Origin of the sequence: Klebsiella sp. OBRC7, assembly GCF_000293135.1 — a bacterium.
Taxonomy (GTDB): domain Bacteria; phylum Pseudomonadota; class Gammaproteobacteria; order Enterobacterales; family Enterobacteriaceae; genus Klebsiella; species Klebsiella michiganensis.
Genome location: NZ_ALNJ01000010.1, coordinates 1 through 20,472, shown reverse-complemented (window position 1 = coordinate 20,472; position 20,472 = coordinate 1). Strand labels below are relative to the sequence as shown.

Below are 20,472 nucleotides of genomic sequence, written 5' to 3'. Positions count from 1 at the left end.
CAGCGCAAAAACGGCGTCAACACGCAACGGAACGCTAAAGAGCAAATCAAGCTCCTTAACGTATAAAGGTAGCAGAATATTACAAAATAATGATACTTTTCTTACTGTTACACTGTTTCAAGCCGGGCATACGCCGCGACCAGCCATTTAATCCCCTGCCCCTGAAACGCAACCTGCAGGCGGCTGTGTTCGCCGCTGCCTTCGAGGTTCACGATGGTGCCTTCGCCAAACTTGGCATGGCGCACGCGCTGGCCCAGCTTATAGCCGGTGTCGTTTTCCGCCATCGGCGTGCCCATCCGCTGATGGCTGACCGGACGGCTCACCGTGGCGCGCAGCCGCACCTCTTCCACGCACGACTCCGGCAGCTCGCCGATAAAGCGCGACGGACGGTGATAAACCTCTTTGCCATACAGGCGGCGGGTTTCCGCATAGGTCAGCGTGAGCTTCTGCATCGCGCGGGTGACGCCGACGTAGGCCAGACGGCGTTCTTCTTCCAGGCGGCCGCCCTCATCAAGCGCCATCTGGCTCGGGAACATCCCCTCTTCCACGCCGACGATAAAGACCTGCGGGAACTCCAGCCCTTTCGCCGAGTGCAGGGTCATCAGCTGTACCGCATCCTGCCAGGTATCCGCCTGCCCTTCTCCCGCTTCCAGCGCCGCATGCGAGAGGAACGCCTGCAGCGGCATCAAATCTTCATCTTCTTCGTTGTAGCTGAACTGGCGCGTTGCCGTCACCAGCTCCTCTAAGTTTTCAATGCGCGTCTGGCCTTTCTCGCCTTTCTCCTGCTCGTACATCATGCGCAGGCCGGAGTCTTTAATCACCCGATCGGTCTGCACGTGCAGCGGCATATCGGCGGTTTCCTGCGCCATGGCGTCAATGAGCTCCATAAAACGCTGCAGGGCGCTGGCGGCGCGTCCGGCAAGCACTTTATCTTTTAACAGCTCACGACAGGCCTGCCACAGCGTCAGCTGACGGTCGCGCGAGGTCTGGCGCACCACGTCCAGCGTGCGATCGCCGATACCGCGCGTCGGGGTATTCACCACGCGCTCAAAGGCCGCGTCGTCATTACGATTGGCGATCAGGCGCAGATAGGAGAGCGCATCTTTGATCTCCTGGCGCTCGAAGAAGCGCATGCCGCCATAAATACGATACGGCATACTGGCCTGCAGCAGCGCCTCTTCCAGCACGCGCGACTGGGCGTTGCTGCGATACAGAATCGCGCACTGCTCCAGCGCCCCGCCGTTTTCCTGCCAGGTTTTGATGCGGTTGACGACAAAGCGCGCCTCATCAAGATCGTTGAACGCGCAGTAGAGCGAAATCGGCTCGCCGTCGGCGCCGTCGGTCCACAGCTTTTTCCCCAGGCGCCCGCTGTTGTTTTCAATCAGGGCGTTGGCCGCGCTGAGGATATTGCTGGTCGAGCGATAGTTTTGCTCGAGGCGGATAGTTTCCGCGCCGGGGAAATCGTTGAGGAAGCGCTGGATGTTCTCCACCTGCGCGCCGCGCCAGCCGTAAATGGACTGATCGTCATCGCCGACTATCATCACCTTGCCGGTATCGCCCGCCAGCAGGCGGATCCACGCGTACTGAATGTTGTTGGTATCCTGAAATTCGTCGACCAGGATATTGGTAAAGCGCTCGCGGTAGTGCTGAAGAATGTGCGGCTTGTTGAGCCACAGCTCGTGGGCGCGCAGCAGCAGTTCGGCGAAATCCACCAGCCCCGCCCGATCGCAGGCCTCCTGGTAGGCCTGATAAACCTTCTGCCAGGTCTGTTCAACCGGGTTACCGTAGCTCTGTATATGGTGCGGACGCAGCCCTTCATCTTTCTGGCCGTTGATGTACCACATCGCCTGACGCGGCGGCCACTGCTTCTCATCGAGATTCATCGCCTTAATCAGACGCTTGAGCAGGCGCAGCTGGTCTTCGCTGTCGAGGATCTGGAAGTCCTGCGGCAGGTTGGCGTCAAGGTGATGAGCGCGCAGCAGCCGGTGCGCCAGCCCGTGAAAAGTGCCGACCCACATACCGCCCTGGGTGGTCCCCATCAGTTGGCCAATACGATGGCGCATTTCCGCCGCCGCTTTGTTGGTAAAGGTCACCGCCATAATGGAGTAAGGGGAACAGTGCTCAACGCTCAGCAGCCAGGCGATGCGGTGTACCAGTACGCGCGTCTTACCGCTGCCCGCGCCTGCCAGAACCAGCATGTTAGTACGTGATGCCGCAACGGCTTCACGCTGTTTGTCATTAAGGCTGTCGAGCAGATAAGAAACGTCCATTGGCACCGCCGGAAATGAGACGCCCGGCAACGTTCAGTCCACCGGGCTACTGTTAATTTATACAGAACTACTGACGATTATATCAGCGAGGTCAGAGATGCCAACCGTGAAATTTCGATGTGCGGTAACAGGCGACTGTCGGCGGTGCGCATCAGGTCTGCGCCCTGCGGTTTGATCCAACAGGCCTGCATGCCGCAGCGAATGGAGCCCGCCACGTCGGTCGTCAGATCGTCCCCAACGTGCAGAACCTGCCCCAGCGGCAGCGCCAGCCGCTCGGCTGCGAGATGATACATATCGGCAAAAGGCTTAGAGCGCCCGTCCGGACCGGCGCGCAGCACGAAGCGGAAGTAGTCGCTCAGGCCAAAAAGCTCCGGCTGGGCATTACCGTTGGTAATGGCCACCAGCGGCCACTTTTCCGCCAGCTGCGCCAGCGTATCGTGCGTCTCCTGCGGGACATCGATCAGGCTGCGCCAGTGGGCGAAGTTCGCCATCGCTTCCTCGGCCCCCGTTTTCGCCATCGCCGCAGAAAGCCCGGCGTTGATCATCCCCAGCTCCAGCGCGCGGCGGCGCCACTCGGTGACATCGTGGTAAATTTCCGGCTCTGACGCCAGCAGCGTCTGGCGCAGCCGGTTGAGTTCGCTGGCGTCAAATTGACTCAGCGACGGGTGGTAGCTGCGCACAAAGCTCAGCGACTCATGCAGCGTTCGGTCAATCACCGAACGGTTGTCATAAAGGGTATCGTCCAGGTCAAATGTCAGTGCTGAAATCTGGCCCAGAGGTCGGTAAAAACGCATTATTTCCCCCGTTTGGCGCGCGGATGCGCCGCATCGTACACCGACGCAAGGTGTTGAAAATCAAGATGGGTATAAATTTGAGTAGTGGACAGATTCGCATGACCCAGCAGCTCCTGCACTCCGCGCAGATCGCCGCTCGACTCCAGCATATGGGTCGCGAAAGAGTGGCGCAGCTTATGCGGATGCACGTGGCTGTTGAGGCCCTGCTTAATGCCCCATTCGGCAAAGCGCTTTTGCACGTTACGCGCGGAAATTCGCTTACCCAGCTTTGATAAGAACAGGGCGTCTTCATCAGCGCCGAACAGGCCGCGCAGGTCGAGCCAGTGCTCAATCCACACCACTGCGTTGCGGCCAATCGGCAGGCGACGCTCTTTGCTGCCTTTGCCCATCACCCACACCTCGCCGGATTCCAGATCGAGGTGCTTAATGTCGAGATTCACCAGCTCCGAGAGACGCAGTCCCGCGCCGTACATCACTTCCAGCATCGCCCTGTCGCGTACCGCCAGCGGATCGTTAAGATCGATATCCAGCAGTCGGTTAACGTCGTCGACGTCGATATTTTTCGGTAAATGGCGCGGTGTTTTCGGCGCCGAAATCCCTTTCGCCGGATTCGCGGCCAGTTCGCCCTGGCTCACCAGCCAGTCAAAGAAGCTGCGTAAGGCGGAGAGACGTAAAGCCAGGCTGGCTGGCCCCAGCCCCTGGCGACGGCTGCGCACCGCCAGGCTACGGACCTGGGCAGCATCGCACTGCTGCCAGCTTTTCAGCCCGGCGCTATCCGCCAGCGCGATAAGCGTCTCGAGCTGGCGGCGGTAGTTCAACAGCGTTATCGGGCTCAGCTGACGCTCCACGCCGAGATAGCGTAAAAAGCGTTCTACGGGCGTAAACAGCGGCGAGTCGGTCATGCGCGCTCGATCCAGCGCTCCAGCAAACCCGGGAGCATCGACGCAATTTCATGCAAAAGCTGCGTTCCCTGACCTTGCTGATAGTGCTGAGGGTCGCGACTGCTGAACAGCATCACGCCGGGCGCTTCATCCCCCCCCAGCAGCGACATTGCCACCGAACCCACGGCTTTTGCTTCCGGCAACACCACCAGCAGTTCCGGGCCGTTTAATGGGCCAAGATAATGCCGCTGTTGCCCAAGCCGCTGGATGCGAATGGGCTCAAACGCCTGACGGCTTATCGCCAGATGGGTGAATTTGGAGGGCGCGCCGAGCCGCCAGCTGTCGGGAAACAGGCGCACCGTGGCGCCCGCCAGGCCCAGCTCGCGCGCCCAGCGATGAAAGCGGTTCAGCATTTCATCAAGGCTATCGGCCGCCGCCAGCCGCGTCTGCAGATCAAACAGGCGCTGAAACAGGCTTTCGTTAGCCGTCGCCTGGGCCATCAGCAGCGTCATATTCTCTTCCAGCACGTTGATATGGTTCCGCGCCCGCGCCATGTGCCATTCCACCAGCGAGACCGAACCACGTACCGGATGCGGCACCGACATATGCTCCACCAGCGCCGCATTACGAATAAAGAATTCAGGATGTTGCAACAGATAGTCCACCACTGCGCGATCGTTCAGCTCGCTGGCGAGTTCCTGCTGTTCTTCCCCGACTTGTTTCATAAATGAATAAATCCGTCATAGACATGTGCCGCCGGGCCAGTCATATACAGCGGTTGGCCCGGACCTTTCCAGGCGATATCAAGACGCCCGCCGGGTAATTCCACGCGGACCTCCTCGCCCAGTAACCCCTGCTGGATACCGACCGCCGCCGCCGCGCAGGCGCCGCTACCGCAGGCCTGCGTTTCACCCGCGCCGCGTTCATACACGCGCAGGCGAATATGGGAGCGGCTGACCACCTGCATAAAGCCGATGTTCGCCCGCTCCGGGAAGCGCTCGTGGTTTTCCATCACCGGACCGAGCGTTTCCACCGTCGCGGTTTCCACATCATCGACCTGAATAACGCAGTGCGGGTTGCCCATCGACACCACGCCGCACAATACTGTCTGTTCAGCGGCGCGCATGATATAGGTCTTTTCCGCTTTGTTGGCGCGGAACGGCACCTGCGACGGTTCGAAGTTTGGCTCACCCATATTCACGCGCACCAGATCGTCTTCCGTTACGCTTAATACCATACGGCCGTTCGAGGTACTGACGCGGATGTCACGTTTATTGGTCAGGCCTTTCAGGCGCACAAAGCGGGCGAAACAGCGCGCGCCGTTGCCGCATTGCGCCACCTCGCTACCGTCGGCATTGAAGATGCGATAGTGGAAGTCGAGCTCCGGATCGTAGGGCGGCTCAACCACCAGCAGCTGATCGAAGCCCACGCCAAGATGCCGATCCGCCAGGCGACGAATCAGTTCCGGTGAGAAAAAAACATTCTGAGTTACCGCGTCAACAACCATAAAGTCATTGCCAAGGCCATGCATTTTAGAGAACTGCATCATCTACTCCAGCAGCGCGGAACTGTCAGTAATTCACCTGGGTCGGACCACCGCTATCACCGCGATCGTTACGATCCGGCGTAGAGCTCTGGATACCGCTATCAACCGGTTTAGTCGGCGGAGGCGCCGTTTTATCCGCTGGCGGGAAATAGAGCGGCCCTTTCAGACCACAGCCGGTGAGGCTGAGGACCGCAAATAAAACGGCAAGCGCTGGGAAAACGTTTTTCATGGATAGTAGCCCGTAATTCATTCTTTCTGTTTTCTATCATCGCAGGAGAAGACGTAAAAGCAAGCGTTTAGGGCAGCTTTATGACATCTGTAAAGCGGCTTTCCACCAGGGTTACAGCGCAAACGCGTTGGTGGATATACGCTGAGGATTCATTTTAGCAGGGTCACTGCCAGCATTTTTTTAGCACCTGTATCGACTGCACAATATCCGCTTCCATCACGCCGGCAAATCCCAGCACCACGCCGTAATGATGGCGGCTTTCAGGCGTACCAGGGATCCACAATGCGCTCAGCGGCGTAATTTCCACGCCTGCCGCCTGGGCCTGGCTAACGAGACGGGTTTCTGTTTCAGCATCATCCAGGGTAATCGCCGCATGTAGCCCCGAGGCCACTTCCGGCATCACGCCAATATGGCTCAGATGCTGATTCCACTCGGCCAGCAGCAGATCGCGACGGCTTTTACTGATTCTGCGCATTCGCCGGATATGGGGCTGGAAATGACCCTCCGAAATAAAGCTCGCCATCACCTGCTGATCGTTCATTGGCGGCTGGCGGGTGGATAGCGTACGCAGCAGGTTCAGCGGTTCCACCAGCTGTTGCGGAACCACCATGTAGCCCAGGCGTAGCGCGGGATACATCACTTTGGAAAACGAACCGATATAAATCACCCGATGGCGGTTATCCAGCGCGGCGAGCGGCATCAGCGGCGTGCCGTTATAGCGATACTCGCCGTCGTAATCATCTTCCATAATCCACGCCTGATGCTTTCTGGCCCACTCCAGCAGCGTCATCCGCCGCGATAGCGAGAGCGTCGCGCCCGTCGGGTACTGGCATGACGGGCTCACATAGACCATCCGGGCGTCGGGATAGTCCGTCAACTGCGCTGTCTGAAGCCCCTCATCATCAACGTTAATCGCTTTAATATTCAAACCAAGGCAGGAGAATACGCCCGCCGCCGCCCAGTGGCAGGGGTTTTCCATAATGACGTCCTGCCCGGCGCGCAGCAGCAGCGCGGAACAGAGCATTATCGCCTGTTGTGCGCCAAGGGTAATAATCACCTGAGCCGGATCGCACTTCAGACCGCGCGAGGTATGCAGATAGCTGGCGATAAGCTCGCGCAGCTGTAAATCGCCCGCCGGAACGCCGTAACCCATTTGCGCAATAGGTCGCCGCCGCCAGAAGCGGTTTTGCAGGCGCGACCAGGTATCAAACGGGAAATGGTCAATCGCGGGCATACCGATGCGAAAAGCCTTCGGCGGGCCATCGTGCACAAAATGGCGATTAAACCGCGCCGTCAGCGGCAGGCGCGAGTCGACGCGTAAGGCAGGAATTTCAGGGACGTCGGGGCCTTCGTCAACCTCCTGCCCACGATAACGTATATAGGTGCCGTCTCCCTGGCGGGTTTCAATCAAATCATCGGCATACAAACGCTCGTAGACCGAGACCACCGTATTGCGAGAAACCCCCAGCAGCCGCGCCAGCTCACGCGTCGCGGGTAGTTTAGCCCCGTGAAGACCGGGCGTATTCACCATCTTCTCTCTCAGGGCGCGATAAAGCTGCTCGCTACGCTTTCTGCCAGCATCCAGCTTTATACCCGTTAAATCAAAAGGCAGAGCAACCGACAAATTGGCACCTTAATATCGTGGGTTTTTGGTCCTGTTATACATCCAATATGACAATTAGCATAGGCGCATTAATACTCATGATGAAAGCGACGCCTTTCATCGCTCTCTGAACCCTGAATGATTGAGCCTACTATGTCAGCATCAGAAATCACGATTTTTGCCGCTAAAAAAATCATTACGATGTGCCCGAACCGCCCGGAGACCACCCATGTCGCGGTGCGCGGCGACCGTATTTTAGGCACCGGCACGCTTGAAGAACTCACCGGCTTTGGCGAATACCAGCTGGACGAGACCTTTGCCGATAAAGTGTTAATGCCCGGCCTGATTGAAGCCCACTCGCACGTCACCGGCGGCGGTATGTGGCAATTCCCCTATGTGGGTTACTACGATCGCCCGGACCATACCGGTAAAGTCTGGAAAGGCTGCCGCTCTTTTGACGACGTCGTCAGCGCGCTGCAGGCGGTGGAACGTGAGATGACCGATCCGCACGCGCCGCTGATCGCATGGGGCGTTGATCCCATTTATTTCGGCAGCGAAAAGCTGGGCCGCGAACATCTGGACCGCGTCTCAACCACCCGTCCGGTCGCGGTTATCCATATGAGCATCCACCTGATGGGCGCCAATACCGCCGCGCTGCACGACTGCGGAATATTTGACGATTGCCAGATTGAAGGCGTGGTGAAAAATCAGGACGGTACGCTGCACGGCGAGCTGGTGGAGTTCGCCGCCATGGGGCCAATCCTGAATAAATATGGTTTCTGGGACGAACTCACCACCGAAATCGCCATCGCCAATTTCGGCAAGGAAGCGTTTCGCGCAGGCTGCACCAGCGCAGCCGATATGGGTCTGACCGATTTCAGCAATCCCGAGCTGATGACAAACTACATCCGCATGACCCGTGAAGAGGACTTCCCGATTCGTCTGCTGGTGGCCTACGGTCCTCCTTTCGTCAAAAAACCCTTCCAGGAAGCGCTGGATTTCGCCCCGGACGTCATGCGTCACGGGCACGAAAAAATGCACTTCGGCCCGATGAAAATCTTCCTCGACGGCTCTATCCAGGGTGGGTCAGGACGGATGCTGGAGCCCTTCTATTATCTGGATGGCCACAACGGCGCGTGGAACGCCACGCCGGAAGAGGTGGAGCAGCAGGTCTACGACATCATGTCCCGCGGCTACCAGGTTCACTGCCACTGTAACGGCGACGAGGCCTCGGAAGCGTTCATTAAAGCCGTCGAGAAAACCCTGAATCGTATTCCGGCAGTTAACCACCGCGCGGTGATGCAGCACGCGCAGATGCTGCGTGAAGATCAGTTCAAACGCATCAAAGAGATGGGCATGGGCGTGAACTTTTTCAGCAACCACATCTATTACTGGGGCGATCAGCACTACAGCAAAACCATGGGCCCGGAGCGCGCAATGCGTATGGACGCCTGCGGCAGCGCGGTGCGCCACGGTATTCCTTTCGCCTTCCACAGCGATTGCGGCATCACCCCCATCAACCCGCTGTTCACCGGCTGGTGCGCGGTGAACCGCCTGACGGCATCCGGGCGCGTACTGGGCGAAGCGGAGAAAATCTCCGTCGATCGCGCGCTGCACGCGATGACCCTCGGCGCGGCATGGACCATGAAAATGGACCATCTGATCGGCAGCATCGAATGCGGTAAATATGCCGACTTCACCGTGCTGGAAGACGATCCGCAGGCCATCGAGCCGGTTCAGCTTAAAGATGTGAAGGTATGGGGCACCGTGCTGGGCGGTAAGAAACAGCAAATCCAGTAATCCTGTTGCGAACATTATCCACCCGGCGGCGGCGTCGGGCGGATAGCTATTGCACAAAATCATTCACGTTGCATCAAGACAGCACCTAAGAGAATCCCCTGGAGCTTACTACAGGGGTGAACGCAGGCAGCTTGAAGGATGATATGTAGATTGCCTGAAATTAACCACAGAACACGATCATGACGACAAATTCAGTAATTAACTCTCACGGCATGTCGCGCAACGCGGCCGCCGATACGGCGATGAAATGGTTGCCGCTGCTGGTGCTGTGCCTAGCTCAGCTTTCGACATCCGGCGATAATGCCACGCTGAGCATCGCTACCGGCGCGCTGGTCAAAGACCTGCACGCGTCAATGGATCTCATCAGCATCGCCAACGCGATGTATTCGCTAGCCGCGGGCTCTCTGATGGTCGCCGCCGGGATGGCCGGGCTTATCGTCGGCTGGAAGAAAACCTTCCGCATCGGCTGCGCGCTGCTGTTTCTTGCCGAGCTGACCGCTTATTTCTCACCGAACATGCTGGTCTTCACCTACGGCGCCCGTCTGCTTTCCGGTATTGGCGGAAGCTTTATGATCCCTTCGGTGCTGGGGCTTATCGCCAGTAACTATAAAGGCCGCCAGCAGGCGATCGCCTTTGGCGCTATCGGCGCGGCAAGCGGCGTCTCCTTCGCCGCCGGTCCGTTGATTTGCGGCCTGCTGGTTGACCACTTCGGCTGGCGTGCGGCGTTTGCCGCTATTGCCGGCCTGTGCATCGTGATCTTCAGCGGCTCTTTCCTCGTCCCTACGCCGGCAAAACCTGAACGCAAAGTGGTGTTCGATCTGCCGGGCGTGGTCCTGACCGTTATCGGCCTGTTCAGCGTGATCCTCGGCTTCCTGAAAGTCTCGAGCTGGGGTCTGTTTACGCCGTTTAACGCGCCGTTCACCGTCATGGGTCTTAGCCCGGCGCCGTTCCTCGTCCTGTTTGGCCTGATCGTGCTGGCGATTATGCTGAAGTGGGAGCGCCATCGCGAAGCCACCACCGGCAGCGCGCTGATCCCGCTGTCGTTCCTCGCAACGCCGCAGGTGCGTAACGGTCTCTATCTGACGGCGTTTATCTTCCTCGCCTACGGTTCCGGTATTTTTGTGACCGTGAGCTTTGTACAGGTGGTTGCCGGGCTGAACGGTATTGAAACCGGTTTGCTAATCCTGCCGTTTGCGCTGGGCGTCGTGGTCTTTTCGCTGGGGCTGCCAATCGTCTGGAAAAACGCGAATCCGAAACGGATGTGCCAGAGCGCGCTGCTCATCGGCACGCTGGGCTCCGTGTTGTGCATCTTCGGCTTCGGCCCGTCCGATTTCAGCATGATCGTGCCGGTAGGGATGTGTCTGATTGGCGTCAGTATGGGCATCGTTTCCGCCTATTCCAGCTATATTGTTACCAGCGCCCTGCCGGCGCGCGATGCGCAGCAGTCCGGCGGCGTGCAGGCGACTTCGCGTAACGTCGGCCAGGCAATCGGCGTGGCGGTTTGCGGTATGGTGATGCTGACGGCGGTCACCATGACGGTACAGGATATGGCCAGCCACGACGCTTCGCTAAGCCAGGATACACAGCAGAAGGTGGCAAATCTTTCCGTTATTCCTTATCTCAGCGATACGGGTTTCTCAACGCTGATGCTGGACCAGGGCGTGAATCAGAAGGATGTAACGGAACTCAACCAGGTCTATAAAACCGCCCGCCTGAAAGCCACGCGAGCGGGTATGGTCGCCACCGCGGTCATGACGCTGCTGTTTTTATTCGGGACGCGCAATCTTCCCGTCCGCGCCAGGGGTTCTGATGACGCAGCAGGAGAAGAGCCGCGTGCGAAGAAGTCGAAAATCTGAGTTAAGATCGAAAGATAACTAACAAAAACGCGCCCCTCCCGCGAGGAAGGGCGCGTTTTGTCGTTTCTATCAAAAAGGAACACGCTGTGACCACCAACCCTACACCGACAAACTGGTTACCTTTGGTTGTCTTATGCTGCGCACAGTTTCTGGCTTCCGCCGATAACGTGACGTTAAGTATCGCCACGCAGGCGCTAATGAACGATCTGCACGCCACGCTTGGGCAGGTCAGTACAGCGAATACCATGTATCCGTTGATTGCCGGCACGTTTATGGTGGCAGGCGGAATGCTGGGGTGTATCTGGGGTTGGCGAATGCTGTTTCGCATCGGCTGCCTGATTTTTATCCTCGCCGAAGCCTGCGCCTTTTTTTCGCCATCGATCGCGCTCTTCACCTGGGGCGCGCGTCTGACCGCCGGGATAGGCGGTAGCCTGATGATCCCCGCCGTTTTTGGCCTGATCTCTGCCCTGTATCAGCAGCGACGACGGGTTGCCGCCTTTGGCGCGCTGGGCGCCTCCAGCGGCATTTCATTCGCCTGTGGTCCAATTGTATGCGGATATTTGCTGGACCACGTCGGCTGGCGCATCGCGTTTGCCTCGCTTGGCCTGCTGGCGCTGCTTATCCTGCTCTGCTCCGTCATCATCCCGGCATCAGAAAACAAACGCGCCGCTATCGCCTTCGATACCCCGGGCTTTCTGTTAGGCACCATCGGGCTGTTTCTGACGATTTTCGGTATTCTGCGCATCCCGGTCTGGGGACTGGTTATGCCCTTCGACCCGGCAGTGAGCGTTCTCGGCCTGAGCCCCGCCCCTTTCGTTATTCTCTGCGGCCTGATGGTGCTGGTGATGATGCTGCGCTGGGAACGTCATTTTGAAGCCACCACCGGCCACGCTCTGCTCCCCGCGGTTTTCCTGAAAACCCGCCTGGTGCGCCACGGGCTCTATCTCACTGGTTGGATATTTTTTGCCTACAGTTCGGCTATTTTTACCGTGGTGAGTTTTGCGCAGATTGTTAAAAGCGTATCGGCGATGGAAACAGGGCTGCTGATACTCCCTTTTGCGATATGTCTCGCTGCCTGTTCGCTGGGCCTGCCGCTGTTTATTCAGCAGCGAAACCCTCGCCGCCAGTGCCAGATGGGGCTGACGGCGGGGATCGCCGGCGCTCTGGTTGCCGCCGCGGCACTGCACGTGACGGGGTTTACCCCTGTACTGATGGCATCAGGGCTTTGTTTAATCGGCGCGGGAATGGGCACCATCGCGGCCAATGCCCCGATACTGGTCACCACTGGCGCAGGGAATCGGCACGCCGAACAGTCCGGCGGCGTTCAGGCCGCCTCGCGCGATATCGGGCAGGCATTAGGAATGGCGTTAATCAGTACCGTCATGCTCACGGTGTTGACCTTCCTGATGAAATATCAGGTACAGCACGACCTGGCTATGGGCCTGGCCGCCCGACAGGCCATCGGCCATCTCACGTTTATCCCCTGGACGAGCGATCGGACTTTCCATCAGCTTATCCAGACACAAAACCTGGCGCCCGGCGATCTCTCTGGCCTTCTTCAGCATTATCAACAGAGCCGGATGCTGAGCGCGCGTTACGGGCTGCTGGCGATGGCGATCGTGACGTCTCTACTGCTGATCCGCCTTCGCCATCTGCCGAAGTCATCGTAGATTGCGCTATACTGCCGCCACGATCAAAAAAGCGGGAAAGAACCATGAACGACAGTGAATTCCATCGCCTGGCCGATACCCTGTGGATGACCATCGAAGAGCGTCTCGACGACTGGGATGGCGACAGCGATATCGACTGCGAAATCAACGGCGGCGTGCTGACAATCAGCTTTGAAAACGGCAGCAAAATTATTATCAACCGCCAGGAGCCGCTGCACCAGGTGTGGCTGGCGACAAAACAAGGCGGCTACCATTTCGACTTGAAAGGCGACGAGTGGGTATGCGACCGCAGCGGCGAAACTTTCTGGGATCTGCTGGAACAGGCGGCGACCGCGCAGGCCGGTGAAGCGGTGAGTTTTCGCTAAACGCGCGTGATTCGAGTTCCCCGGATTGCGGCTAACGCCGTATCCGGGCGACAAAACCCATATCACCCCGTAGCCCGGGCAAGCGAAGCGCCCCCGGGAAATTTACCTGCGCCGAATGACAGGTCTACGCGGCGGGTCATGAGTAGTGCTGCAACATCGATGATGTCGCGGAATCCTCACCTGCAGCAAGGGTGGCCGCGGCAATCACCTGGCTGCGGAACGGGATCACCTGTTCGCGGCCGTCGACGTCGACGATTTGATAAAACTGCGGCAGGTTAAAGTTGATAAAGCTGGAGCCGTAGGTAAAGCGGTCATGCGACGAAGAGTAGAAGCGGCTGACGTCGCGTACCAGCTCTTCTTTGCTCCCTTCGCAGTGGTGATACACCTCGGCGCGGTTGCTCTCATCAAGGATATAGATGTTAAATCCGTTATCGTTATCCGCATCTTCAAAGAAGAACTGAATAATCCCTTCGCTGGCAAAACCATCCACCACCTGCGGCAGCCTGACGTGGTTGGTTTCCACCTGCACCGACAGGCCGTGCAGTTTGTTATGCGAAATCGCGCCATAGAATTCGATGGCGTTTTCCAGCTTCTGTACCGAGACGTTAAGACGCTCGAAGAAGAGCCCCCAGGTCTGCCCGGAAACGCGTAGCGCTTTAAAACGGCCGGTATCCTGGCGGGTGCTGGAAAGACGCAGCTCAACGCATTCAGACACCAGCTGCTGCACGCGAGTGCGGATCAGGCCGCGCAGATGCTGGCTATAGCAGAAAACTTCCACGCTATCCGGCGGCGCGGCGTCCTGGTGCATCTTGCCAAGAATGGTTTTCAGCGCTTCGATCATCGCCTGCTCGCCGTTAAAGTGCAGCGTACGCACCTCGTTCCACGAGTTGCGATACAGCAGATCGATGCTGCCAATCAGGCACTTTTGCTCTTCGCCGAAGCTGAAAACATCCAGCTTGCGGAAATCGAAATGCACTACCTGATTGCGGAAGGCCGCCGTCGGGTCATATTCGAGGTTGACGATAATCGCCAGGTGGCGAATTTCGCAGGGGCTATACAGCGCTTTCGGCGTCGGAGACGGCAGGCGCAGCGGGAAGTGATGCGCCACATCGGCCACCATTTCCTGCAGTTTCGCCAGGTCGACAATCCCGTTGCCCTTAATAAACAGGCGTGTGCGTGACGTCAGCAGGCCGTTAAACCAGGCCCAGGCCACCAGCTTATTAAGATAACGGTTATATTCCAGCGGCTGATGGCTGATGATCGATTCCATGTCCGGCGCGCGGTTATAGACATACCAGCCGGTACGGTTGGCACGACCCGGCGGCACGTGGATGAAAGTCAGATTCGGCTCAGACAGATCCGGCGAAATTTGCGGGTTTACCAGGGTCACTTTCCCCGGCAGCGCTTCAAAGGCGGCGTACAGCTTACGCGTCAGCACGCCAATATCCTGCGGGCTGGCGGAAACGCTCAGGTTATTACGGCGCGCAAAGCGAATCAGGTTGCGATAGCTCTGCATCATCGCATCAAGCAGTTCGTTGTGCGCTTTACGAACTTCGTCAATCTTCCAGTTGGCCCGGTTATCGAGCATCATCAGACGCTTTTCATCCCAGCCCCACTCTTTCACCAGGTGGCTGACGACTTCACGGCGCCAGCCGACGCAGGCGCGCTCGCGGCTCAGCTTCTCGCACACTTTTAAATAGAAACATCGACGCACCAGATCGAGGCGCGTTTCATCTTCGATGGCCTGCAGATAGAGCGTGACGCGCTCCAGCATCATGCAATAAGGGTCAAGGCCAAACGATACGATTTCACCGTCATGCAGGCGCTGCTTGATATCTTTCGCCAGCAGACGGTTGTTGGGGTACTCCCAGGAGTACGCTTCCAGCAGCAGCGTCTTCAGCACGGCCTTATAGGGCGAGTCGATACTTTTATACAGCTGCCACAGGCTGGCGCCGAAGTACTCTTCTGCCGAGAGGGAACTCAGGCCGCCGAGATCCAGCCATTCGTTCGGCGTCAGCACGCCCTGCGCGTAGAGGCTCATCACGTAATCGTCGTAATGCTCTTCTTCATCGCACGGCACCATATTCCACAGAATACGTTTCCCGGCAAGGCGCACCGCGGTACGGTAAAACTCATCCAGCAGCAGGATGTGTTGAGTTGAGCCGCAGTCTTCACCGCCCAGGCTACCGCTTTCGTTATGGCGGAAGCGGTTTTCGTCGATCAGGAAGAAGCTGACCTCAACGCCCAGCGACGCCGCCCAGCTCTCGAGCAGGCTACATTTGCGCTGCAGCAGCTGGCGCTCTTCGCTATCCAGCCAGGATTGGTGGCAAACCCAGATATCCAGGTCGGAAGAGCAGCTTTGGCCGACGGAAGACGTACTGCCCATAGAGTAAAGGCCGGTGATCGGCAGCTCGCCTTTCGGCGGCTCTTTGGCCAGCATTCCACGGTTGAGCTCGAGTTCATCAAGATAGTGACGTTGGGTTTCATCAGGCGTGTAGAGGCAAATGCCACGGGGAACGTTACCGTCAAGGTAACCCGGCATCAGCGGATGATGATAATGTAGTAATGTCGGCAGTAGACTGTAAACCTGCTGGAAAGCGGGTCCCATGGCAGCAAGGGCGCGATCCACGCGCAATTGGTTGATGGCATCCAGTCTCTGTTTCAGTGTCTCAATATAGAGGTACAAGACATATCGCCTGATGTTCAAAAACCCGACGTACAATAGTACGGAGAGTTTCAGTATTTCAACAAAAACCGTCACCATTCGTCGTCGGTGTGGTTGTGATGAACTGCTGACTGACAAATGGTTTAAAACGTGATCAATCTAACACCTTGCTGATTGACCGTAAAGAAAGATGAGCTACATACAAGTGTAGCACCCTTTACTACGTGTAAATTCTTCACTACGTTTGCGGCACCCCGCAAACGCATGAAAGGCTAAAAAAATGGCCGCGACCCTTAACCCCACAAAACTAACATCCCTAAGACAACAATGTTAGGATGGTTAGTGGTCGACTATGACGGTAACAAGCATGTTAGACAAAGTTTTGAGAATTGCCACACGGCAAAGCCCGCTTGCGCTATGGCAGGCACATTATGTGAAAGAGCGTCTGGTGTCCTGTCATCCGGGGCTTTCCGTTGAGCTGGTGCCTATGGTCACCCGCGGCGACGTGATCCTTGATACGCCCCTTGCAAAAGTGGGCGGTAAGGGCCTCTTTGTGAAAGAGTTAGAGCTGGCCATGCTGGAAGGTCGCGCCGACATTGCCGTCCATTCTATGAAGGACGTGCCGGTGGAGTTTCCCGAAGGGCTGGGGCTGGTGACCATCTGTGAACGCGAAGATCCGCGCGACGCCTTTGTCTCGAATCACTACGCTTCCATTGATGAACTCCCCCACGGCAGCATCGTTGGCACCTCAAGTTTACGCCGTCAGTGTCAACTGGCCGCCGCGCGGCCGGATCTCACGATCCGCTCTCTGCGCGGCAACGTTGGCACGCGTCTGGGCAAGCTTGATAGCGGCGAATACGACGCCATTATTCTGGCCGCCGCAGGGCTTAAGCGCCTGAACCTTGAGGCGCGTATTCGTCAACCGCTGTCCCCGGAGCAATCTCTGCCCGCCGTCGGCCAGGGCGCGGTCGGCATTGAGTGTCGCCTTGACGACGAATGGACCAAAACGCTGCTGGCCCCGCTGAATCATACGGAAACGGCCATCCGCGTCCGCGCTGAACGGGCGATGAACACCCGGCTTGAAGGCGGCTGTCAGGTGCCTATCGGCAGCTATGCCGAACTGATCGACGGTGAGCTATGGCTGCGCGCGCTGGTTGGCGCGCCGGATGGTTCACACACGGTACGCGGCGAGCGGCGCGGTCGCCCGGAAGATGCCGAAACGCTGGGCGTCGCCCTTGCCGAAGAACTTCTGGATAACGGCGCTCGCGACATTCTCGCCGTCGTCTACGCAGGAGAAGCGCCTCAATGAGCATTCTGGTTACCCGTCCGCTGCCGCAAGGCGAAGAGTTAGTCAGCCGCCTGCGCGCGCTGGGACGCGTGGCCTGGAGCTTTCCTCTCATTGAGTTTACCCCGGGCCGTCAGCTCTCTGAGCTGGGCGGCCAGCTGGCAAGCCTCGCCGCAGGCGATTTGCTCTTCGCGCTATCTCAGCATGCCGTCGAGTTTGCCCACGCTCGCCTCCAGCAGCAGGGGCTGTGCTGGCCCACGGCGCCCGACTATTTTGCCATTGGCCGCACCACCGCGCTGGCCCTGCATAAGGTCAGTAATCGACAAGTTCGCTACCCGTTAGATCGGGAAATCAGCGAAGTCTTGCTACAATTACCTGAATTACAAAACATTGCGGGGAAAAAAGCGCTCATCCTGCGCGGCAACGGCGGGCGGGAATTACTCGGTGACACACTTCGCGAACGCGGCGCTGATGTCACTTTTTGTGAATGTTATCAACGTAGTGCAAGGCACTACGATGGCGCAGAAGAAGCAATGCGCTGGCAGTCTCGCGGGGTTTCGACGCTGGTCATCACCAGCGGCGAGATGCTGCAGCAGCTCTGGACGTTAATACCACAGTGGTATCGCGAACGTTGGCTCCTGAGCTGTCGCATTTTCGTTGTCAGTGAACGTCTGGCCGAGCAGGCCAGGGAATTGGGCTGGCAGGATATCCAGGTTGCCGATAGCGCCGACAACGATGCGCTGCTACGCGCATTACAATAACTCTCAACATTGGAAGCCATAATGACGGAACAACAGAATCAATCCGCCGTGGTTGAAGAGACCAGGGAGGCCGTGGAAACGACGCCACAGCCAGAGAAGAATGTCGAAAAGAAAAACGGCGGCAGTAAAACCAGCCTCGCCCTGAGCGCAATAGCTATCGCTATCGCCCTCGCCGCTGGCGTAGGCCTTTATGGTCTGACGAAGACTCAGGCAACCCGCCAGAGCGAAGCCAGCGCCGGGCTATCCAGCCAGATCGCCGCGCTGCAAAAAGCGCAGGAGAGCCAAAAAAGCGAGCTTGAAGGCATCATCAAGCAGCAGGCCGACCAGCTGACGGAAGCGCAGCGTCAGCAGGATTCTCTGGCGAAGAAGCTGGAAGAAGTGCAGGAGAAGGTCGCGGTCATTTCCGGCAGCGATGCAAAAACCTGGCTGCTCGCGCAGGCTGATTTCCTCGTAAAACTGGCCGGACGTAAGCTGTGGAGCGATCAGGACGTGACGACCGCCGCCGCGCTGCTGAAAAGCGCCGATGCCAGCCTCGCCGATATGAACGATCCGAGCCTGATTTCCGCCCGTCGCGCCATTACCGACGATATTGCTTCGCTTTCCGCCGTGAGCCAGGTCGACTACGACGGCATCATTCTGAAAGTGAACCAGCTCGCCAACCAGATCGATAATTTACGCCTGGCGGACAACAACGACGATGACACCCCGATGGATTCCGATAGCGATGAGCTATCCAGCTCCATTAGCGAGTGGCGGGTAAACCTGCAAAAAAGCTGGCAGAACTTTATGGACAGCTTTATTACCGTTCGCCGCCGCGATGAGACCGCCGTGCCGCTGCTGGCGCCAAACCAGGACGTCTATCTGCGCGAAAACATCCGCTCCCGTCTGCTGGTCGCGGCGCAGGCGGTTCCGCGTCATCAGGAAGAAACCTACAAACAGGCGCTGGATAACGTCTCGACGTGGGTTCGTGCTTACTACGACACTGAAGATGCCACCACCAAAGCCTTCCTTGAGGACGTGGATAAGCTCAGTCAGCAAAGTATCACCATGAACGTACCGGAGAGCCTGCAGAGCCAGGCGCTGCTTGAGAAACTGATGCAAACGCGGGTACGTAATCTGATGGCGCAGCCGGCTGAAACCCAGGCCAGCGCCCCGGCTCCCGCGCCGGCACCTGCAGCCCACGCGCCAACGCCTGCGCCACAAGGAGAGTAACGCATGTTGAAAATTCTCTTACTCTTCGCGCTGCTGCTTGCCGGGATCGTGGTCGGTCCGATGATCGCGGGTCATCAGGGCTACGTCCTGATCCAGACCGATAATTACAACATTGAAACCAGCGTCACCGGGTTAGCGATCATCATGATCCTCACCATGGTGGTGCTGTTTGCCATTGAGTGGCTGCTGCGGCGCATTTTCCGCACCGGCGCGCATACCCGCGGCTGGTTCGTGGGCCGCAAGCGTCGCCGCGCGCGTAAGCAAACCGAGCAGGCGCTGCTGAAACTGGCGGAGGGCGATTATCAGCAGGTTGAGAAGCTGATGGCGAAAAATGCCGATCACGCTGAGCAGCCCGTTGTGAACTATCTGCTGGCGGCAGAAGCCGCCCAGCAGCGTGGCGATGAAGCCCGCGCCAACCAGCATCTGGAGCGCGCGACTGAGTTAGCCGGCGACGACCTGATACCTGTCGAAATCACCCGCGTACGCCTGCAGCTGGCGCGTAATGAAAACCACGCCGCCCGCCACGGCATCGACAAGCTGCTGGAGATCACGCCGCGTCATCCGGAGGTCCTGCGCCTCGCCGAGCAGGCCTACATTCGTACCGGCGCCTGGAATTCGCTGCTGGATATCATTCCATCAATGGCGAAAGCCAACGTCAGCGATGAGGAGCACCGTGCCGAACTGGAACAGCTGGCGTGGATTGGTCTGATGGATAAAACGCTGGCCGACGGCGGCAGCGAAGGTCTGCGCGACTGGTGGAAAAGCCAGAACCGAAAAACCCGCAGCCAGGTGGCGCTACAGGTGGCAATGGCTAATCGCCTTATCGAAAGCGACGACCATGATACCGCACAGCAGATTATTATCGAAGGTCTGAAAAAGCACTACGACGATCGTCTGGTGATGCCTATCCCGCGGCTGAAAACGAATAATCCGGAACAGCTGGAAAAGGTGCTGCGCCAGCAGATCAAAACGGTCGGCGACCGTCCGCTGCTGTGGAGTACGCTGGGACAATCGCTCATGCGTCACGGCGAGTGGCAGGAAGCCAGCATCGCGTTCCGCGCAGCGCTCAAGCAGCGCCCGGATGCGTTTGACTACGCGTGGCTGGCCGATACTCTTGATCGCCTGCATCAGCCGGAGGAAGCGGCGACGATGCGTCGCGACGGCCTGCTGTTAACCCTGCAAAACAATCCGCAGCAGTAATGCCCTTCTCGCCTCCATCGGGGGCGAGAATCTCTTCTCTTCCCGCCTGAGCGTTTCTCTATCCCTGAAAAGAAAAAAACGCCTGCTCTGAAACCAGAGCAGGCGTTAAAACAGGTCTGTTTGACAACAAATTGGGTGCTTCACTCAACGTAGTGTCCATGGTGTTTGATGAGGCTATATGCTTCATCCTTCACGCTGTCTCTTCGTTGGCTGTACACGCTCACCCCAGTCACTTACCTTTATAAGCTCCTGGGAATTCCCGTGCTGGCCGTCTCGACACATCATGAATGATTTAGCATATAAAATGCGACATCTGTCAGTGGACGATAAGCACC

Annotated in this window: 16 protein-coding genes; 8 read left to right on the top strand and 8 right to left on the bottom strand. The window is 58.0% G+C overall.

Annotation, left to right across the window (positions count from 1 at the left end; all coding sequences use genetic code 11):
• Positions 1-107: 107 nt before the first annotated feature.
• The 7 genes from uvrD to HMPREF1144_RS02025 all read right to left on the bottom strand — a co-directional run bounded on the left by uvrD (position 108) and on the right by HMPREF1144_RS02025 (position 7,344).
• Positions 108-2,270, bottom strand: a complete 2,163-nt coding sequence (gene uvrD / locus HMPREF1144_RS02055; protein WP_009651713.1) for a DNA helicase II — start codon at positions 2,268-2,270, stop codon at positions 108-110.
• Between the two features lie 77 nt (positions 2,271-2,347).
• Positions 2,348-3,064 carry a 5-amino-6-(5-phospho-D-ribitylamino)uracil phosphatase YigB gene (gene yigB / locus HMPREF1144_RS02050; RefSeq protein WP_009651719.1) on the bottom strand — a complete coding sequence of 239 codons (717 nt, stop codon included), beginning with the start codon at positions 3,062-3,064 and terminating at the stop codon, positions 2,348-2,350.
• On the bottom strand, positions 3,064-3,966 hold the full coding sequence (xerC, locus tag HMPREF1144_RS02045) for a tyrosine recombinase XerC (protein ID WP_009651718.1): 903 nt from the start codon (positions 3,964-3,966) through the stop codon (positions 3,064-3,066). The genes yigB and xerC overlap by 1 nt, the downstream gene beginning before the upstream one ends.
• Positions 3,963-4,670, bottom strand: coding sequence for a DUF484 domain-containing protein (locus tag HMPREF1144_RS02040; RefSeq protein WP_004097556.1), 708 nt, complete (start codon positions 4,668-4,670; stop codon positions 3,963-3,965). The genes xerC and HMPREF1144_RS02040 overlap by 4 nt, the downstream gene beginning before the upstream one ends.
• Positions 4,667-5,491, bottom strand: coding sequence for a diaminopimelate epimerase (gene dapF / locus HMPREF1144_RS02035; RefSeq protein ID WP_004127458.1), 825 nt, complete (start codon positions 5,489-5,491; stop codon positions 4,667-4,669). Before dapF ends, HMPREF1144_RS02040 begins: the two co-directional genes overlap by 4 nt.
• A gap of 25 nt (positions 5,492-5,516) precedes the next feature.
• On the bottom strand, positions 5,517-5,720 hold the full coding sequence (gene lptM / locus HMPREF1144_RS02030; protein WP_009651708.1) for an LPS translocon maturation chaperone LptM: 204 nt from the start codon (positions 5,718-5,720) through the stop codon (positions 5,517-5,519).
• 163 nt (positions 5,721-5,883) lie between these two features.
• Complete coding sequence (locus tag HMPREF1144_RS02025) at positions 5,884-7,344, bottom strand: PLP-dependent aminotransferase family protein (protein WP_009651706.1); 1,461 nt, start codon at positions 7,342-7,344, stop codon at positions 5,884-5,886.
• Between the two features lie 132 nt (positions 7,345-7,476).
• On the opposite strand from HMPREF1144_RS02025, the gene HMPREF1144_RS02020 reads away from it, so the two are divergent.
• The 4 genes from HMPREF1144_RS02020 (at position 7,477) to cyaY (ending at position 13,014) form a co-directional block, all read left to right on the top strand.
• On the top strand, positions 7,477-9,123 hold the full coding sequence (locus tag HMPREF1144_RS02020; protein WP_004097552.1) for an amidohydrolase: 1,647 nt from the start codon (positions 7,477-7,479) through the stop codon (positions 9,121-9,123).
• 179 nt (positions 9,124-9,302) lie between these two features.
• The gene (locus tag HMPREF1144_RS02015; protein ID WP_004097550.1) at positions 9,303-10,979 is read left to right on the top strand and encodes an MFS transporter; all 1,677 of its coding nucleotides are present in this window, start codon (positions 9,303-9,305) and stop codon (positions 10,977-10,979) included.
• 86 nt (positions 10,980-11,065) lie between these two features.
• Positions 11,066-12,649 (top strand): MFS transporter, encoded by a 1,584-nt coding sequence (locus HMPREF1144_RS02010; protein WP_009651705.1) that lies wholly within the window; start codon positions 11,066-11,068, stop codon positions 12,647-12,649.
• A gap of 44 nt (positions 12,650-12,693) precedes the next feature.
• Positions 12,694-13,014, top strand: coding sequence for an iron donor protein CyaY (cyaY, locus tag HMPREF1144_RS02005; RefSeq protein WP_004097546.1), 321 nt, complete (start codon positions 12,694-12,696; stop codon positions 13,012-13,014).
• A 136-nt stretch (positions 13,015-13,150) separates the two neighbouring features.
• On the opposite strand, the gene cyaA is transcribed toward cyaY, so the two are convergent.
• Positions 13,151-15,700 carry a class I adenylate cyclase gene (cyaA, locus tag HMPREF1144_RS02000; RefSeq protein ID WP_009651720.1) on the bottom strand — a complete coding sequence of 850 codons (2,550 nt, stop codon included), beginning with the start codon at positions 15,698-15,700 and terminating at the stop codon, positions 13,151-13,153.
• Positions 15,701-16,046: 346 nt separating this feature from the next.
• Between cyaA and hemC the strand changes: the two genes are divergently transcribed.
• From hemC to hemY, 4 genes are read left to right on the top strand one after another with little or no spacing between them, the layout of a single operon-like run.
• A complete protein-coding gene (gene hemC, locus HMPREF1144_RS01995) occupies positions 16,047-16,988 on the top strand; it encodes a hydroxymethylbilane synthase (RefSeq protein ID WP_009651712.1) in 942 nt (313 codons plus the stop codon).
• Positions 16,985-17,725, top strand: coding sequence for a uroporphyrinogen-III synthase (hemD, locus tag HMPREF1144_RS01990; protein WP_009651717.1), 741 nt, complete (start codon positions 16,985-16,987; stop codon positions 17,723-17,725). Before hemC ends, hemD begins: the two co-directional genes overlap by 4 nt.
• 21 nt (positions 17,726-17,746) lie before the next feature.
• Positions 17,747-18,937, top strand: coding sequence for a uroporphyrinogen-III C-methyltransferase (gene hemX, locus HMPREF1144_RS01985; protein WP_004097536.1), 1,191 nt, complete (start codon positions 17,747-17,749; stop codon positions 18,935-18,937).
• Between the two features lie 3 nt (positions 18,938-18,940).
• Positions 18,941-20,137, top strand: a complete 1,197-nt coding sequence (gene hemY, locus HMPREF1144_RS01980) for a protoheme IX biogenesis protein HemY (RefSeq protein WP_004097533.1) — start codon at positions 18,941-18,943, stop codon at positions 20,135-20,137.
• Positions 20,138-20,472 lie beyond the last annotated feature (335 nt).

What these genes read in the sequence shown, in the direction of transcription:
- uvrD (WP_009651713.1), bottom strand. Translation starts at nt 2,270, where the DNA reads ATGGACGTTTCTTATCTGCTCGACAGCCTTAATGACAAACAGCGTGAA.
- yigB (WP_009651719.1), bottom strand. Translation starts at nt 3,064, where the DNA reads ATGCGTTTTTACCGACCTCTGGGCCAGATTTCAGCACTGACATTTGAC.
- xerC (WP_009651718.1), bottom strand. Translation starts at nt 3,966, where the DNA reads ATGACCGACTCGCCGCTGTTTACGCCCGTAGAACGCTTTTTACGCTAT.
- HMPREF1144_RS02040 (WP_004097556.1), bottom strand. Translation starts at nt 4,670, where the DNA reads ATGAAACAAGTCGGGGAAGAACAGCAGGAACTCGCCAGCGAGCTGAAC.
- dapF (WP_004127458.1), bottom strand. Translation starts at nt 5,491, where the DNA reads ATGCAGTTCTCTAAAATGCATGGCCTTGGCAATGACTTTATGGTTGTT.
- lptM (WP_009651708.1), bottom strand. Translation starts at nt 5,720, where the DNA reads ATGAAAAACGTTTTCCCAGCGCTTGCCGTTTTATTTGCGGTCCTCAGC.
- HMPREF1144_RS02020 (WP_004097552.1), top strand. Translation starts at nt 7,477, where the DNA reads ATGTCAGCATCAGAAATCACGATTTTTGCCGCTAAAAAAATCATTACG.
- HMPREF1144_RS02015 (WP_004097550.1), top strand. Translation starts at nt 9,303, where the DNA reads ATGACGACAAATTCAGTAATTAACTCTCACGGCATGTCGCGCAACGCG.
- cyaY (WP_004097546.1), top strand. Translation starts at nt 12,694, where the DNA reads ATGAACGACAGTGAATTCCATCGCCTGGCCGATACCCTGTGGATGACC.
- hemC (WP_009651712.1), top strand. Translation starts at nt 16,047, where the DNA reads ATGTTAGACAAAGTTTTGAGAATTGCCACACGGCAAAGCCCGCTTGCG.
- hemD (WP_009651717.1), top strand. Translation starts at nt 16,985, where the DNA reads ATGAGCATTCTGGTTACCCGTCCGCTGCCGCAAGGCGAAGAGTTAGTC.
- hemX (WP_004097536.1), top strand. Translation starts at nt 17,747, where the DNA reads ATGACGGAACAACAGAATCAATCCGCCGTGGTTGAAGAGACCAGGGAG.
- hemY (WP_004097533.1), top strand. Translation starts at nt 18,941, where the DNA reads ATGTTGAAAATTCTCTTACTCTTCGCGCTGCTGCTTGCCGGGATCGTG.